A 16,116-nucleotide genomic window follows, 5' to 3' on the forward strand; every position below is an offset into this window, starting at 1 on the left:
AAAGAGGTTATGATAACTTTAACCAAAAGTACGAAGGCTTCAAAATAGCTTTTGACTTGTTTAAACAAGATGTGTATAAAGAGTAGAACCCCAAGGGGAGCAAAAAAAGCACTGACTAAAGTTGCTTTTCAATGAAATAAAAGATTAACATTTAATCAATAAGGGTTCAGGCTCAAGATGCATTTAAATCTGAATGTGTTTTGAGCCTGTTTATTTTTCTGTAAATAAGATATACCATGCCCAGAAAAGCTATTAATTCACCGCCGATATTGATAGTTATATGTGCTAAAAAATGATCTGTAGTTAAAAGCGCATAGGCTTGGTTTATTTTTTCATCATATTCGGAACCTAATCGACCATCAATAATGGGAATGATGAACCAAATCAGTTGGATAGCCAAATTAACACCTACGCCCATGAAAAATAACCTTTTTACCTGTGGAGCTTTAGAATAATCAAACTGTAATAAATAATTCATCGTTCTACTAAAAATATATACAGCTACTGCTGCCGCAACAAAAGAAGCTATACCACTTGCGAAGAGTATATTTAAATCTATATAAAAAAGAAGCCTCTCTAAAAGCTTAAATATCAAATTATATATCCCTATTGGAAACAATGCACCAAACAGAATTCCAATGGAGATTTTGATGTATGTTTTGTTCTTGTCCATTGATTATTTTTGATCAACAGATTTCTTTTGCAAGGCATTTAAGAAATTCCTCAGATACTGATCTAACACTGGTCGATATGATTTATGATTGGGTTTGCGGAAAAAGGCACTCAATTCTGGTTTTCCCACTTTTATATCAATGGAAGCAAAGAGGGTAATGATATCTTCAGCCTTTAAATCCAAGGCAATTTTTAATTTCCTGAGGATGATATTATTATTTAAATGCTTCTCGGGATCCGGCGCTGGTCCTTCTCGTTTCCCGCGCTTCTCTACTATTAATCCATTCAGGAAAATAGCCAGTTCCTTATCTGAAATCTCTATCAAAAAAGGATCCTCCGTTTTTCTTAGCCAATCTATTACATCAGCCTCCTCTACTTGATAATCAGCTTGTTTAAAAATATCAACCATTTTAGCATCGCTATAGTTAAACAGATAGCGGATTCGTCTTAATATATCGTTTTTGGTCATTTGTCATTTGTTGTTTTTGTTTTGTAACATTTGATAGCACTATTTTAGTGCCAATACTATCGATTTATATTTTCATTCCAACACTAATTCTATAATACTTATTGGTAATTTTATCATAATATTCATGAATAGGCCTTAACCCATACCTATAGTCTGACTTTATAATTAAAGTAGTATTCGATATGGGAATCATGAAACCTAAACCCACACTAAGGCCAAGGTTAGTACGTATCTGGCTGGCTTTTTCATCAAAGTCATTTGTTTTATATTCCGGATGTCCTTCCTCATTAGGTAAACAAGAATGTGATGTTCCTTTTTTTCTCGCAGAGAGCGGAATGTCTACAAAAGCTCCTGACTCTATGAAGAACTTAAATCTTTCACCAAAATAAACTCTTGCATTCAAAGGAATAGAAAACCAGTTAAAACTATACTTTATATCTGTTGTATGTGCATAATGTCCACCATACATTCTATTTTTTGTTTGAGTGGTTTTATTATACTCTAGGCCAAATATAAGCTTCACCTTTTTGGACATAAGAAACGTCTGGTAAAGTCCCAATCCAAAACCATTGCCATTCTCAGTATTCTGATCTTTAAGGTTGGTTCTATTAAAAGAAACCATCACTTCTACAGAGTTTTCTGACTCTTCTTTCTGAGCCCATAAGACACCTGTGTAAAAGGTGAGTATGAATAGAATAATAGCATTTCTCATATTAATAATTTCATGACCACTCCTCATCTGTAGAATACTTTTGAATATTATTATAATGTCAAATTATATTTGCTCCAAGTGTTTTATACCTATTTAATATCGAAATGAGGCTTTGGTTCAATTCCTCCCAAAGCCTTTTTCTCAATACTTTTCTGTGTTTACTTAACTCATCCCAAATATAGAAATTATCAGTTACCGTATAACAATGAAAATATAGTATAAAAAAAGAGCGACCCAAATAGGTCGCTCCCACATATATATATATATTATGTTTTTGATCTCGATTATTTCACGATAGTCAACTCGTCGATAATGTTTTGTGCACCACCTAATTTGTCGATGATGAATAATACATAACGAGCATCTACGTTGATAGTTCTTTGCAATTTAGGATCGAAAGCAATATCACCACTCATGGCTTCCCAGTTACCATCGAAAGCTAATCCGATTAAGTTACCATGAGCATCCATAATTGGACTTCCTGAGTTACCACCTGTAATGTCATTATTACTTAAGAAAGCAACTGGCATCTCACCTTTTTTATTGGCATAAGGACCAAAGTCTTTAGCTAAAATCAATTCTTTTAGTTTAGCTGGAACTACGAATTCAGGATTTGTAGGATCTTCTTTTTGAAGAATACCATCAGTAGTAGTATAATATTTGAACTCCTCAGCGTCAGCTGGGCTATATCCACCTACAGTACCATAAGTTAAACGCATGGTGAAGTTAGCATCAGGATAATATTTTGTATTTGGATTTTGTTCTCTTAAACCAGCAACGAATAAACGGTTTGCTTTAGCCATTTTATCAGCAACAGGCATAGCCATTGGCTTGATAGACATATAAGTCTCAAAGAAACCATTCCAAATTTGAATAGCAGGGTCATTATTAATCGCATCAGCTGTAGGATTGTCTAATAGCGCTTCAACGCTTGCTGCATCAGCAAAATGTGTAGCTCTGAAAAGGTCACCAGCCCAAGCTATAAAGTTACCTTGGTATTTCTTAGCATTCTCAACAAGAACAGTAGGTTGTTGTTCTGGTGCAATATCCCAGAAGTATAACTTCATAGTTTCAGAGAATAACTTCTCGTCTAATGGCTTATAATAATCTTTGAAATGATCATCTTTTCCAGTTCTTAGCTTTTCGATAGCAGCATCTACTTTTTCTTGATCTACAGTATCAGCACTTAATAGTTTTCCTAATTTTTTAAAAGAGGCAGCATAACGTAATAGCTCAGAACCACTATAGAAAGCTTCTCTAAAATACCAGTTGCTTAAGTTGTAATCTCCTGATGCAGTGTAAGCCTCATCAAACATATTTACCACTTCACCATATTTAGCTTTACGATCTTCATTAGCATCAGCCCAAGCTTGGAAACTGTCTTCGATTCCTCTTTTCTCATCAGCAACTTTTAATTGCTTTAAAGCTTTAGTTTGACCTTGGAAATATTTCCAATAGTTAGCGGTGCGAGCAAATTTGGAAGAGTATTGTAAACGAACTTTTGGATCAGTGCTCATGAATTCTCTCATCACGTCTAACTTGGCTGTTCTGATCTTTACAACAGCAGGGTTGCTTTCGGTGATAGCTTGGTCGATACCATAAGAAGTTAAATATCTATCAGTAGAACCTGGGTTTCCCATGATGAAAGCGAAGTCACCTGGTTTTCTATCTTTAATAGAAACAGGAAGGTAATGCTTGCTTTTGTATGGAAGGTTATCTTTAGAATATTCAGCTGGCTTACCATCTTTTCCCATATAAACACGGAAAACAGAGAAGTCACCAGTATGGCGAGGCCACATCCAGTTATCAGTATCAGCACCATATTTACCAACGGCTTCTGGAGGAGTTCCTACCAAACGAACATCAGTAAATACTTCGTAAATCACTAAATAAAATTCATTACCTGCAAAGTAGCTTTCAACGATAGCTTTATAATGGTTATCTTTAGTAGCTTCTTCAATTAAAGCCTCCTCATTTTTAGCTAAAACTTCACTTCTTTGTCCTTCTGTCATGGTATCTGAAACACCATCTAACATTTTAGCAGTTACATCGTCCATACGAACTAAGAACTTCACAGTTAAACCCTCAATAGGAATTTCTTCGTCTTTGCTTTTCGACCAAAAACCATCAGTTAAATAATCGTGCTCAATAGTACTTACTTGTTGAATCGAACCATATCCACAGTGGTGGTTGGTGAAAATAAGACCTTCAGGAGAAACGATTTCACCAGTACATCCGCCACCGAAAATGATGATGGCATCTTTTAAGCTTGATTTATTAACGCTATAAACATCTTCGGCTGAAAGTTTAAAGCCTTGCTTTTTCATGTCCTTAATGTTCAACTGCTTGAGGAACATTGGAACCCACATACCCTCATCAGCTTTCAATGCAGGCTGCAATGCAAGAACAAGAGCAAAAGTTAAAATGATTAATTTTCTCATTATTATTTGATTTTATTAAAATTTCTAGGGCGCAAAGTAAACAATAATTTTGATAAAATCCACACTTTTAGTCCACTAAATGAGCTATTTAGAGCATTATTAACACAGATAATATGTACGCCTGTGAACACTTTTTTATAACTTTCTCATTTTATGATTCCTATAGCAGTATTTTTTAATGTCTTTTTATCAGAAGAATAAGTTTTTGTTTTTTAATTGTGAGGTGGATGTGGTGGGTTTGAGTGATTAAGGGGCGTTTTTATGAATATATGCCATCTCAATTGACTCCAAGGGAGTCAAATATACATGACCATGGGTTTTTAATATGAAATGCTGAGCTATAAGTCGGCATTAAGATAATTCTCCGAATTAAAATGATCTGGCCGACTTGAGGAAAATGGGGGGATTCAATTACCACGGGTTAAAACCATGTGGTAATTTTAATAGAAGCCTTGGTTAATTGTCTTGAATATCTCTTGTATTCTATAATTTGAGATTTAATTATTGCCAATTTAGAAGAAACAAAATTCTGATATTTATTATCTGAAAGTCAAAAGATTCAGCTTATGTAAAATACGAATATTCAGAATTATATCAGGCTATAAGTTAAAAAAATGAGCTGAGTAGAAATTATCCGTTATCCCAATGAACTCTAAAAGAGTCAAATATAATTCACCATGGGTTTTTAACCCGTGGTAAATATATGCACGAGGATTATAGCGGCCGTCTGGAAAACCTAAGGAATAAAACAAAAAGGCAAGGCGGCTGAGTGTGGACCTAAAAAAACGCCCTCCCAAAAAAATGCAAACAAAAAACTCAAAGCCCAATTAAATGCTCCAATTGCTTATCATTGCAAAATATTATGGCTGGAATTTATATACATATCCCCTTTTGCAAAAAGAAATGTCACTATTGTAATTTCTTTTCATTGGCAACCACTCGCTATCGTCCAGAGTTTCTGGAATCGCTATTGCTTGAAATTGAGCAGAGAAGAAACTATTTACCCTCCCCAAAAATAAATAGTATTTATCTTGGAGGAGGAACTCCTTCATTATATTCGGCTTCGGATTTAAACCGAATATTTGAAAAATTAGAGGAGGTTTTTGATATCAATTCTTCTGCTGAAATTACATTAGAGGCTAATCCCGATGATTTATCGGCTGAGTATTTAAAGTCATTAAAAAGCACATGCATCAACCGGCTGAGTATTGGAGTGCAGAGCTTCTTCGATGAGGAGTTGATATCAGTAAATAGAGTTCACAGTGGACGAGAAGCCATTGAGAGTGTAAAACTGGCGCAAGACAATGGTTTCAATAACTTGAGCTTAGATTTGATTTATGGAATTCCGGCAAGTACCATAGAGTCTTGGGAGGAAAACCTTAATATACTCCAACAACTGCAGCCTACTCATCTCTCTGCTTACTCCTTGACTCAAGAGCCGCAAACAGCTTACGATGTATTGGTTAAAAAAGGCAAACTACAAGCTCCCAACGACGAAAAAGCCATTCAACAATACGAAATGCTTCAAAATTTCCTTCCTCAGGTTTCCATGGAGCAATATGAGATTTCTAATTATGCTAAAGATGGTAAATATGCCCAACATAATACCAGTTATTGGCAAGGTGTACCCTATATAGGCTTAGGTCCTTCGGCACATAGCTATAATGGAACAAGCCGCCGCTGGAATAAAGCCCACCTGAGCGATTATATCAAATCATCGGAAAACGAAGGCGTCTCTTTTGATGAAGAACAGTTAAGCCTAAGTAACCAATGGAACGAATGGGTGATGACTGGTTTAAGAACCAAATGGGGTGTCAATTTAGATGCTTCCCCAAAAGAATTCCCAAAAGAGTGGTATGACTTATTTCAACTCAAAGCACAAGGTATAATCCAGCAAGAATGGCTTCAAGAGCAATATGGTGTTTTTAAACTCACCAAAAAAGGCAAGTTCTTTGCTGATGGTATTGCTGCTGAATTTTTTGTGGAATAAAAAAAGCATGGTCTAATACCATGCTCATATTTTTAAATCTATTGTTGCGATTAGTATGGAAAATAGGCTTTCAAAACATTTAATCCAGAACGATAAAAATCCATTACCATTTGGTGTTGAATTTGTGATGATTGTACCTTCAAAATATCGTTCTGTGTTAAAACAGCACCATTCCATTTAGGAGTCATCCATTTCCCGGCAAGCAGTTCCTCAGGATTTTCTAGGTCTTCAATTTTCTCTTTCGACCAAAAGCTAAGGTAGAAATAAGGAACATCAATCATATCATCTGGAATAGCCAAACCAATACCAATATACTTCAATAGCTCGCCATCTTTTCCATATTCAATAGGAATTAATGCTCTTGTATCAAAATGATGAGGCCAAATTCTAATATCTACTTTCTGTCTCATTTGTTCTAAAACTTCTTTTAAAACTAATTCAGCATTATGTCTTAATATGACATTTTCCTCAAAGCCATCTATATCATCAAAGGTCACAAAAGCACCTCGATCTAAAGGATGTTCCTCCAGTTGATAATGCATCTCCATCTTCATATGATCCGCATTGATACCTACACCAAACAACATGGTTTTCATCCATTTGAATATTTTGGCTTTAGTTTTTCCTTCTAATGCAAATTTATTAAGAATTTCTGATTTGGAATTTAATATCATCATATCTAACTCAATGGCATCAATAGCTAAGAAGTGTCCATTGGATAAAGTCTTACCAATAAACCAGCTTCTGTCGGTATCAAAAATAATATTTGTATGACTGTCATCCGCCTTTTCTGTGGTGAGATATTTCCCAACCATGGCTAAAAACTGAATGACTTGATGTTGTATTACCAAACCCATTTTGGTGTGTTGCTCGTACTTAGAGCTAATGGCTTTCCATTGCATGCTTATCCCTTCTTAATTTTTTAATAAAAAATACTCTAGCTCATTCTCTTAGTAATCGTGGGAGTATTTTGTTCTGATGGTTGTTCTGCAAAAATAGGATTAATAAATGAATTAAGACAATACTTTCCTTTATTTTTCTATCTTAACACCTCTCCAAAAAGCAACATAGTTTTTTGTCTTATCGGCTAGTGATGATGGACTTGGGTAATACCATGCTGCATCTTTGTTCACTTCGCCGTTCACTATCACATCATAATAGGTTGCTGAGCCTTTCCAGTGGCATACAGTATGGGTTTTGCTATTCTTAAGAAACTCTGTATTTACAGATTCTCGAGGGAAATATTGATTTCCTTCTACATTAATTGTTTCATCACTTTCGGCGATTATTCTATCATTCCAAATTGCTTTCATAATTTTGTGTTTTTGAAGGTGCAAAATATTTGTGGTTTACAGAAATAAATTGCAACAGAATTGTTTAATGTAGTCGTTCTTAGACACTATAACTTACAATCTATATTAACAAAACATTAGGAGTGATTCAAATTATGAAATAATTGCTTTTCATTTTGAGGTGAAATTTAGCACCTATATATACCTATTTATCAATACTACACCATCAGTTATGTTTTTAAGCGTCTACTTCTATAGAGGAATCAAAAAAGAAATCATTCAATAAATTATAATATTCTTCAAAAAAAGCGATGTTTCAGAAATAGATTCTTAATAATCAAAGCCTTAAGAATTACACAACAGTTTTATTCATTTAATTCCCAAAGCGAGTTTAGGTAGTAATGGCGGCTATCGTAAAAGCTATGGCTTACTTTAAAACCTGAAGAATTTGCTAAATCATTAATCATGGCCTCATCGTATTTCTGGGATATTTCCATAAAAATACTTTCTCCTTTTTCGAAAGAAACTTGTTCTTCTAACTTTAATAGATAAACCATTTGTTTCTTTTGGCTAATCAAGAAACTTTTGGTAGCACCACTTTCTTCATCGTAGGTTTCTAGATGTTTGAAAGCTGAAATATCGAAATTAGCCTCTAATTCTCTATTCATTCTACTTAATAGATTCAGATTGAAAGCTGCAGTAAGGCCATGGGGATCGCTATAAGCATTGAGGATGATTTGAGGGTCTTTTTTTAAATCGAAACCAATAAAAAGCTGATCGTGATCCTTCATTTGTTCTCTCAATTTACTCAAGAAACTCACTGCCTTTCCTCTATTAAAATTACCAATATTACTACCTAGAAATAATAAAACCTTGGGAAGGTCCTGATGGTTAAGCTCCTCTAAAAGATGGAAATAATCTCCTATTAATCCTCTGGTTTTTAGTTTAGGGAATTCTTGTTCCAAATCCACTAATAATTGATTCACTGCAGATTCTGAAATATCGATGGGTGCATATTCAAAGTCTATTTCTTTGTTTAGAAAATGATTGAGGAGGATTTTGGTTTTTAATCCGTCTCCGGCACCGAGTTCAACGAGTTCAAAGCTGGACGTGTGGGAGGAGAAAGCCTGATAAATATCTTCCTTTTGTTTTTCGAAAATTTCTAATTCACAGTCGGTCAAATAGTATTCGGGCATGCGCATGATGTCTTGAAAGATTTTACTTCCCCAGTGATCGTAAAAATATTTAGAGGATAAATATTTTTTATCAGCAGATAATCCATCCAAACAATCTTTTGCAAATGCGTTTAGTATAAGTTGTTCCAAAGTATTCGTTTTTGTGGTTTCCATTTGTTTTCTCTTTAGCATTTAAAGAAAATACACTAGTCTGGTATTCCTGTCTCAAAAGGGTTTTCAGGATCGTTACTCCACTCAAACCATCCTCCGTCAAATACCGAAACTCTTGGAAAACCCATCAGCCATGCATTATAAAAGGCTTCACTACCACGCCAACCAGTACCGCAATAAAAAGCCAGATGTTTATCACCTGTCACTTCTATTTCATCCCAAATGGCTTTGGTTTCATGAAATTCTCTAACTGTATGGTCTAGGTTTCTATAATTCTCCATATGGTAGGCATCGGTACCACAATTGCCAAAAATAGCCCCCGGGATTCTACCTTTTTTCTCAATATAATTATAGCCACTCACCTCACCGATATATTCTGGCCAACTTCTTGTACAAATAATGTCTGCATCTTTTGCTGCTATCATTTCTTTGGCTTGTGGAACATCAACAGCCAATTCTGGTTTAGATGGAATCTGAACCCCAAAATCATTCACTCTAACTTTAGCAACATCTTCTTTGCTAATTTCAAATCCAGCATCTCTCCACGATTGAAATCCTCCATTTAAAACCCGTACATCTTTTACTCCAGCATACATCATAATAAAGGCATTTCTAATGGCGCCAATGTGACCAGCAGCACTTCCAGGGAAATCATCATCATTGTCAGGATCCATGAATTTCCCATATAACACTACTGTGGTATTACTGGTGATACCATGCGCCTCCAAAGCTTCTTTTAATTCTTCAGGAGAACGTCGGTTCCAAGTCTCTGGTGCTTCTAAAGCCAGGGTGTCCAAATCTATGGCACCAGGGATATGGCCGCTTAAATAAGCATCACGGTTGCGATAATGGGAGTGACAAATCACGAATTTATCATTATGATAGTGTTCAGGTTTCTCGCCTTTAATTAAAGCTTGAACCCAGTCTGGATAAACCAAGTGATTGAAACGAGCCAAGCGATCCATTTCAAGCTCTTCATTTTTGACCCATTCGCTTAAAAAATGAGGGTAGATGGCCAGTTTTTCGTATCCTGCTTTTTTGAAGACCTGAGCCAGTTTTTTAGCTTCATCACTCGTATAACTATAAATCACTATTTCTTGATCGGGAAGTATACCTTTGGAACGAATAATCTCTATCCAATCCATGTATTTGGTCCATTTTAGTGGCAAGCATTTGGCACTTCTGATATGACCTCCTCGTTTTTCTCCTTGTAGAGCCCAGCCATTATAGGCTTCTGTTGGCCGCGCATCAATAAGCCATCCTTTATTATTATCTATAAAGTCTTTTAATTCATTTGTGGAAATTTCTCTGATGTTCATACTTTAATTTTTGGTAGATGTTAAAATTAGGAATTTATCTTGAGTATTGGGGGTAAGGAGTTTTTTAATAAATCAAAGTTTAATAGTTTTTGTTTTCGGGCAGGGATGTCATCGCTTCAAGAGATGACATCCCTGCCTTTGGCGCACTTCGCGATTTCCTTTGCGTTTTCTTTGCGTGGAATGACGTATTGCATAACTGAAGGAGAAAACGTTTAATTTGTTTAGCCTAGAATCAATTCATTTTTTCCAATTCAGTAACTCCTTGTTTTCCTAGTTCAACGAGTTCTTCTGGACTATGAAACCCTTGCGATAGGAGGATTGCTTCACCTTCTGTGTTAAGAATATATAAGGAAGGATAAGCATCAACTTGAAGCTGACGAGCAATATTAATTCCCTCTCCTTTTTCTGCATCTAAGGTCACATTGATATAGTTTTTATTGAAATATTCTCCAGCTTTTGCATCAGGAAAGGTTCGGTGTTTTAATGCTTTACAAGGTCCACACCAAGAGGCATAAACATCGAGGAAGATAGGTTTGTTTTCTTCTTTTGCTAATTGTAGAATTTCTTCCCAGGAGTCTTCATTAAATTGAATTCCTTTGTCGGGGTTTGTTTCTTGTGCAAAGACGATGGTAGAAAACACCATTAATAATAAGGTGAATATGCTTTTGGTTTTAAGTCGGAAACGACTGCTGATATTTGTTTTCATCATTATAGTTTTTGAAGGTTTTCTATTATTTCTTTTACTGAAGAGCGAGATTTATAATTGGGGTCGAATTGTCGCCAAATAATTTCACCGTCTTTATTGATGATGAAGGTAGCGGGGATGGGTAGATTTTGAGCATCACTGCTATGTGATTTTTTAATTTTAGCACCCAAAGCTATATTATAAGTCATTAATTGGCTGCTCTTTGGTTTGTAATTGACATCGAAAGCGGTGGCGATTCGATAATTCTCATCGTAGAGGAGGGTGAATTGTGCACCTGATTTCTCCGACATTTTTTCTAAATACTCTGGTTTTTCTGGTGATATAGCAATGATGCTTGCTTCTGTTGCTTCTATCATCTGAAGACTATCCTGAAGAGTTGCCAAATGAGTATTACATACCGGGCACCAAAAGCCACGATAGAATACTAAAACCACTGGGCCATATTGTAATGCTTCTTTTAAGATAATGGTTTCATTATTGGCATTTAAAGCAGAAAAGTTTGGAGCCATTTCACCTATAGCTAATCCCTTGGCCTCCTCAACTGATTTTGTGGTTTGGCCTTGAGATATATTAAAGCTGATTATAATTAATATGATAGCGACGATTGTTTTCATTTCGTTTGTTTCTTTATTAGTAGTTTGAGTTTTGAATCCTTACAAATGCATCTTAGTTTTAAGAAATAATTACATTTGTACAAATAATAGAAACAATTGAAGATTAAACGGCACATACTCATTATTTCATTCTTACTGCTTGGGACATCCATTTCTATTGCTCAGAGTCAAAGTGTATGCGATAGCTTAAAACAAACTAGTTTACAGTACTTATCTCCTCAAGAAAAGTTAAATAGCCTATTTCATATCATCGACAGTCTCTACACCAGTAATCCAGAATTATGTTTGGGTTATGGTGAATGTGCTCTTGAATTAGCGGTGAAGAATAATGATGAAAAAGGCAAATTAGGAGCCATGAATAAGCTGGCACATATCTATTGGCAGCAGTCGGATTTTAAATTGGCTTTGTATTATGCTAATCAAGTAAAAATAGAGTCAAATAAGCTTGGATTGAAAAAGGAATATGCCGATGCCTTAATAGTAATCAGCCAGACATACTCTGATCTTGGCGATTATGATAAAAGTTCTGAAATGAGTTTTGAAGCCTTGAAGCTTTTCGAAGAATTAGAAGATAAAAAAGGAATTAGTAAAGCTTTATATCGCGTTGGGAATATTTATTTTGAACAAGAAAAGTGGCAGAAGTCATTGGAATATAATCAACAATCATTAGATATTTCTCGTGAGATAAACGATATCATTGGTATTGCTAGAGGATTGAATAATGTGGCAGCAGATTATGGGAATATGGGTGAGTTCGATAATTTTGAAGATTACATTCGTAAAGCCATTGTCATTAATAAAAAATCAGGAAGAAAGCTTTGGGAAGGAATAAATTACCTTAACCTAGCTATTACTAACCGAGAGAAAGAATCCTATGACACTGCATTCTATTATTATAACAAGGCAGAGGCTCTTTTTGTTGAAATCAATCATGTTCCAAAGCGATGTGCCATTAACACTCAATATTCTAAATATTATGAGGAACTTGAAGACCTAGATAAAAGTTTGGTTTTTGCTAAAAAGGCCTATCAACTTGGCAAGGAAAACCACTTAAAAAAGTCCATTTATGTATCGGCCATGCGATTGCACTATGTTTATAAAGGCCTAGGGAATATAGATAGTGCTTATAAGTATAGCCAGATTCAGTATCAGTTGAAAGATAGTCTGGATTTGGAAAAAAGCATGAACCGCCTATTACAGTTGGAATTACTTTCTGAATTTGAAAAGCAAGAACAGCTGCGAGAAATTGAAAGGGAAAGAATCCAATTTCAATATATCATTACAGCTGTTATAATCGTATCGTTCTTTGTTTTTATCATTCTCATTTTGGTGGCTCGCCATCGCTTAAAAGCCAAAAACGCCATTATAAAAAGGAAAGAGTTAGAAGGTAAACTGGAATCGAAAAACAAAGAGTTAACCTCTAATGTGATGGGCCTGATGCGCAAGAATGAAGTCTTATCAGAACTGGCCACTAAGTTGATGAAGGTGAGAGACGATGCTGTAAAAGATGATACTAAGCTAGCCATTCAAAGAATTGCAAGTGAATTAGAACAATCCACGAATAAAGAAATTTGGGAAGAATTTGAAGTTCGCTTCCAACAAGTTCATACAAGTTTCTACGAAAACTTATTGCAAGAATTTCCCGAGTTGAGTTCTAGTGAACAACGTTTGTGTGCCTTCCTCCGACTCAATATGACCACCAAAGAAATATCAGAATTAACCGGACAAAGAACCTCCTCACTTGAGATAGCACGTTCTCGTCTACGCAAAAAACTAGGAATTACCAATACCAAAGAGAACCTTTCTTCATTTCTCTCTAAGTTTTAAATTTAGCCTCTTCTGTTTTTTTATTCTATAGTTAATCAAATAGTTATTGTTTTTGTTAAGGATTTGTATAGGTCACATTCACATCCATCTAAGGATTTGTATAGGTTGTTTTTTTGTCTTTTGTCCTTCTGAACTTCATCTTTGCTTCGAAAAAATATTGCCGATGGAAAAAGATGAAAATGTCTTAAAACAAGAGAATTCCGATGAATTAAAACTTTTCATTGAGAAAAAGAAAAATCAAAATGAAGTCTTGAAAAAGATGATGGAACAATTGCAAATTCTAAAGCCATCAAATAACAAAAACAACAATAAAAAATAATTCACTATGAAAAAATTTACTTTACACTTGTTACAAACGACTTTAGCACTTTTTATAAGCCTTGGTTTATTCGCTCAAAGCAATAAAAATGTAAATGATGAAGTTCCATTAATACCGCTTTTTGAACTATTTACTAGCTCTACTTGCCCTCCTTGTGCTTATGCCAACCCTATTTTCGATGCCCTCTTAGAAGATAACCCTGGTACATATAGTGTTATTAAGTATCAAACAAACTTTCCTGGAGCTGGAGACCCATATTATACTGCGGAAGTTGGAGCTAGAACATCCTATTATGGTGTCTCATCTGTTCCTTCTTTGTATGTAAATTCAGATCAAATGCATCCAAATGAGTGTACTCAGGAAGTATATGATAGTTATCAGGGTCAAACTACTTATTTAGATATAGAAGTATCTACTGCAGAAATAGACCCTGATAATAATATCACAATAGCAGTTGATTTAAATGCTCTTGCCGACTATCCTGCAGGTCTTAAAGCACAAGTTGTTGTAGTTGAAGGTAGAACATTTGAAAATACAGGAAGCAATGGTGAGTTAGAATTTACACATGTAATGATGAAAATGTTTCCTGATGCCTCTGGTACTACTCTGCCTGCATTAAGCAATGGCGATACCGAAACTTTAAATTTTTCTTATGATATGAGTTCTACTAATATGGAAACTCAAAACGACTTACACGTGATTGTATTTGTTCAGGACGACAGCGATAAAAGTTTGGTTCAATCAAAACAAGTTCCAGTAGTGAGTAGTATGACAGATTATACTATTACAATAAATGTAGTAGATGCCAATAATACTCCAGTTGAAGGTGCCGAACTATTTTTAGAATATGGTGGGGTGAAATTTACTGATGCTTCAGGTCAGATTATGTACGAAGCTGTTTTACCTGGTTCTTATGATTATGAAATTGTTGCATCTGGTCTTATTCCAGCTGAAGGAACTATTGATGTAGTTGATCAAGACGTTATAGAAGTTATAATTATGGCTGATCCGGGTTATTACTACTATGAAGATTTCACAACCGATATCCCTGATAGTTATACTGTTATCAATGAAACGGGTGGTAATTATATTTATCATTATGATGGTAGAATTCTCTTTTTTAGACAAAGTGATGATTTATCACCAATGATTATGGCAACTGAACAGATTAACATTACCCCTGGAGAAAAGATATTTTTTGATATAGGTGAAGATAGTGGTTTTCCAATGGAAATGGTTTTTGGAATCATGTCGGATCCAACAGATCCAGAATCATTTGTTGATATTATGACTATTATTCCAACAACAGAATGGGAGACATATGAACTTCTATTGGAGGATCTCCCAACAGAAGACACAGATATTTTCTTTGCATGGAAACATAACTCCTTAGAGGGTAACTGTAGCTTTGATAATATTAAAATCAATTATAAAGAGGGAACAGAAACTTATGAAGTAGCGTTTAATGTTATTGATCAGGAATCAAACGCTATTGAAGGTGCTGAGGTAAATTTAGAGTCTTATGGAATATTAACTACTGATGACTTGGGCTTTATCAATTATCAAGATGTGACACCTGGTATTTACGAGTTTACTACTACAAAAGATGGTTACGAGTCAGCTAGTGGATCGATTACTGTTATTGATGATGATATATTCGAAGTTGTAGAAATGACGGCTTTTGTTTCTCATTATAGCATAAGCTATACAGTATTAGATGGTTCCATACCCCTTGGAGGAGCTGAAATCACCATCGATGGAGAAACACAAACCACAAATGCTTCAGGCCAAACCACATTTGAAAATTACGAGGATGGTACCTATGATTACTCAATAAGTTTAAATGGCTTTGAAGCCTTTGATGACCAAGTTATAGTTGATGGAGAAGATGTAGACATAGAAGTGAATTTAGTAATTGATGGGCTTGTAAATATGAATAATCAAAAACTATTGCTATATCCAAATCCTAGCTCTGATTTTATGAATATAAAACTTGACAAAGAAATTCGGTCTATTGCACTATATGATATGACTGGTGAGCTATTGAATACTTTCCAAGTCGGAACAGAAGAGTTTAAATTGGATGTTTCTAAGTATAGAAAAGGAATTTATTTATTGATACTAAATACAAATGAGATTGTCATCACTAAAAAGGTGATAATTGAGTAGGTTAATTTCATGATGGATGGAGAGCTAGCTCGGTAAAAGGGCTGGCTTTCCTTTTTTATGGAGGCCCTATTTTTTAAAGAAATTCACTACAAAAATAATAATTACTGCGCCTGCCGTTGCAGCAATTAATGTTCCTAACAAACCATTTCCAAAATTAATTCCGATCAAGGAAAAACCCCAACTTCCTAATAACCTGAGTTCGGTTTTTAACTATCTGAAATTCAGTTGTTAATGGTGATA

Annotated in this window: 14 protein-coding genes and 1 pseudogene; 4 read left to right on the top strand and 11 right to left on the bottom strand. The window is 35.0% G+C overall.

The window, feature by feature from the left end; all coding sequences use genetic code 11:
* Nucleotides 1–172: 172 nt before the first annotated feature.
* From HNS38_RS17975 to HNS38_RS17990, 4 genes are all read right to left on the bottom strand, one after another.
* Nucleotides 173–673 (bottom strand): hypothetical protein, encoded by a 501-nt coding sequence (locus HNS38_RS17975; RefSeq protein WP_172276241.1) that lies wholly within the window; start codon nucleotides 671–673, stop codon nucleotides 173–175.
* Between the two features lie 3 nt (nucleotides 674–676).
* Nucleotides 677–1,141, bottom strand: a complete 465-nt coding sequence (locus HNS38_RS17980; protein WP_172276243.1) for a DUF1456 family protein — start codon at nucleotides 1,139–1,141, stop codon at nucleotides 677–679.
* Nucleotides 1,142–1,205: 64 nt separating this feature from the next.
* Complete coding sequence (locus HNS38_RS17985; RefSeq protein WP_172346842.1) at nucleotides 1,206–1,880, bottom strand: outer membrane beta-barrel protein; 675 nt, start codon at nucleotides 1,878–1,880, stop codon at nucleotides 1,206–1,208.
* 257 nt (nucleotides 1,881–2,137) lie between these two features.
* Nucleotides 2,138–4,294 carry a S46 family peptidase gene (locus HNS38_RS17990; protein ID WP_172276247.1) on the bottom strand — a complete coding sequence of 719 codons (2,157 nt, stop codon included), beginning with the start codon at nucleotides 4,292–4,294 and terminating at the stop codon, nucleotides 2,138–2,140.
* 862 nt (nucleotides 4,295–5,156) lie between these two features.
* On the opposite strand from HNS38_RS17990, the gene hemW reads away from it, so the two are divergent.
* Complete coding sequence (gene hemW / locus HNS38_RS17995; protein WP_172346843.1) at nucleotides 5,157–6,284, top strand: radical SAM family heme chaperone HemW; 1,128 nt, start codon at nucleotides 5,157–5,159, stop codon at nucleotides 6,282–6,284.
* A gap of 50 nt (nucleotides 6,285–6,334) precedes the next feature.
* Here hemW and HNS38_RS18000 read toward each other — a convergent pair whose 3' ends face one another.
* From HNS38_RS18000 to HNS38_RS18025, 6 genes are all read right to left on the bottom strand, one after another.
* The gene (locus HNS38_RS18000; RefSeq protein ID WP_172276251.1) at nucleotides 6,335–7,186 is read right to left on the bottom strand and encodes a hypothetical protein; all 852 of its coding nucleotides are present in this window, start codon (nucleotides 7,184–7,186) and stop codon (nucleotides 6,335–6,337) included.
* A 129-nt stretch (nucleotides 7,187–7,315) separates the two neighbouring features.
* On the bottom strand, nucleotides 7,316–7,597 hold the full coding sequence (locus HNS38_RS18005; protein ID WP_172346844.1) for a DUF427 domain-containing protein: 282 nt from the start codon (nucleotides 7,595–7,597) through the stop codon (nucleotides 7,316–7,318).
* Between the two features lie 344 nt (nucleotides 7,598–7,941).
* Nucleotides 7,942–8,925 (bottom strand): L-histidine N(alpha)-methyltransferase, encoded by a 984-nt coding sequence (locus HNS38_RS18010; protein ID WP_172276255.1) that lies wholly within the window; start codon nucleotides 8,923–8,925, stop codon nucleotides 7,942–7,944.
* 32 nt (nucleotides 8,926–8,957) lie between these two features.
* Nucleotides 8,958–10,241, bottom strand: a complete 1,284-nt coding sequence (locus HNS38_RS18015; protein WP_172346845.1) for a rhodanese-like domain-containing protein — start codon at nucleotides 10,239–10,241, stop codon at nucleotides 8,958–8,960.
* A gap of 232 nt (nucleotides 10,242–10,473) precedes the next feature.
* Nucleotides 10,474–10,947: a thioredoxin family protein gene (locus tag HNS38_RS18020; protein ID WP_172276259.1), complete on the bottom strand. Its 474-nt coding sequence runs from the start codon at nucleotides 10,945–10,947 to the stop codon at nucleotides 10,474–10,476.
* A 2-nt stretch (nucleotides 10,948–10,949) separates the two neighbouring features.
* Nucleotides 10,950–11,561, bottom strand: a complete 612-nt coding sequence (locus HNS38_RS18025) for a peroxiredoxin-like family protein (RefSeq protein WP_172276261.1) — start codon at nucleotides 11,559–11,561, stop codon at nucleotides 10,950–10,952.
* Nucleotides 11,562–11,657: 96 nt separating this feature from the next.
* On the opposite strand from HNS38_RS18025, the gene HNS38_RS18030 reads away from it, so the two are divergent.
* From HNS38_RS18030 to HNS38_RS18040, 3 genes are all read left to right on the top strand, one after another.
* Complete coding sequence (locus HNS38_RS18030) at nucleotides 11,658–13,388, top strand: tetratricopeptide repeat protein (RefSeq protein ID WP_172276282.1); 1,731 nt, start codon at nucleotides 11,658–11,660, stop codon at nucleotides 13,386–13,388.
* A 163-nt stretch (nucleotides 13,389–13,551) separates the two neighbouring features.
* A complete protein-coding gene (locus HNS38_RS18035; RefSeq protein ID WP_172276284.1) occupies nucleotides 13,552–13,707 on the top strand; it encodes a hypothetical protein in 156 nt (51 codons plus the stop codon).
* 6 nt (nucleotides 13,708–13,713) lie between these two features.
* Nucleotides 13,714–15,876, top strand: coding sequence for an Omp28-related outer membrane protein (locus HNS38_RS18040; protein ID WP_172276286.1), 2,163 nt, complete (start codon nucleotides 13,714–13,716; stop codon nucleotides 15,874–15,876).
* A 66-nt stretch (nucleotides 15,877–15,942) separates the two neighbouring features.
* Here HNS38_RS18040 and HNS38_RS21275 read toward each other — a convergent pair.
* Nucleotides 15,943–16,056: pseudogene (locus tag HNS38_RS21275) on the bottom strand (GlsB/YeaQ/YmgE family stress response membrane protein); the annotation flags it as partial.
* Nucleotides 16,057–16,116 lie beyond the last annotated feature (60 nt).

Source organism: Lentimicrobium sp. L6, assembly GCF_013166655.1.
Lineage (GTDB): Bacteria > Bacteroidota > Bacteroidia > Bacteroidales > UBA12170 > UBA12170.

Excerpts from the sequence above, each read along its gene's own strand:
- HNS38_RS17990 (WP_172276247.1), bottom strand. The coding sequence starts at position 4,294 with ATGAGAAAATTAATCATTTTAACTTTTGCTCTTGTTCTTGCATTGCAG.
- HNS38_RS18005 (WP_172346844.1), bottom strand. The coding sequence starts at position 7,597 with ATGAAAGCAATTTGGAATGATAGAATAATCGCCGAAAGTGATGAAACA.
- HNS38_RS18020 (WP_172276259.1), bottom strand. The coding sequence starts at position 10,947 with ATGAAAACAAATATCAGCAGTCGTTTCCGACTTAAAACCAAAAGCATA.
- HNS38_RS18040 (WP_172276286.1), top strand. The coding sequence starts at position 13,714 with ATGAAAAAATTTACTTTACACTTGTTACAAACGACTTTAGCACTTTTT.
- HNS38_RS17985 (WP_172346842.1), bottom strand. The coding sequence starts at position 1,880 with ATGAGGAGTGGTCATGAAATTATTAATATGAGAAATGCTATTATTCTA.
- HNS38_RS18010 (WP_172276255.1), bottom strand. The coding sequence starts at position 8,925 with ATGGAAACCACAAAAACGAATACTTTGGAACAACTTATACTAAACGCA.
- HNS38_RS17980 (WP_172276243.1), bottom strand. The coding sequence starts at position 1,141 with ATGACCAAAAACGATATATTAAGACGAATCCGCTATCTGTTTAACTAT.
- hemW (WP_172346843.1), top strand. The coding sequence starts at position 5,157 with ATGGCTGGAATTTATATACATATCCCCTTTTGCAAAAAGAAATGTCAC.
- HNS38_RS18015 (WP_172346845.1), bottom strand. The coding sequence starts at position 10,241 with ATGAACATCAGAGAAATTTCCACAAATGAATTAAAAGACTTTATAGAT.
- HNS38_RS18025 (WP_172276261.1), bottom strand. The coding sequence starts at position 11,561 with ATGAAAACAATCGTCGCTATCATATTAATTATAATCAGCTTTAATATA.
- HNS38_RS18035 (WP_172276284.1), top strand. The coding sequence starts at position 13,552 with ATGGAAAAAGATGAAAATGTCTTAAAACAAGAGAATTCCGATGAATTA.
- HNS38_RS18000 (WP_172276251.1), bottom strand. The coding sequence starts at position 7,186 with ATGCAATGGAAAGCCATTAGCTCTAAGTACGAGCAACACACCAAAATG.
- HNS38_RS17975 (WP_172276241.1), bottom strand. The coding sequence starts at position 673 with ATGGACAAGAACAAAACATACATCAAAATCTCCATTGGAATTCTGTTT.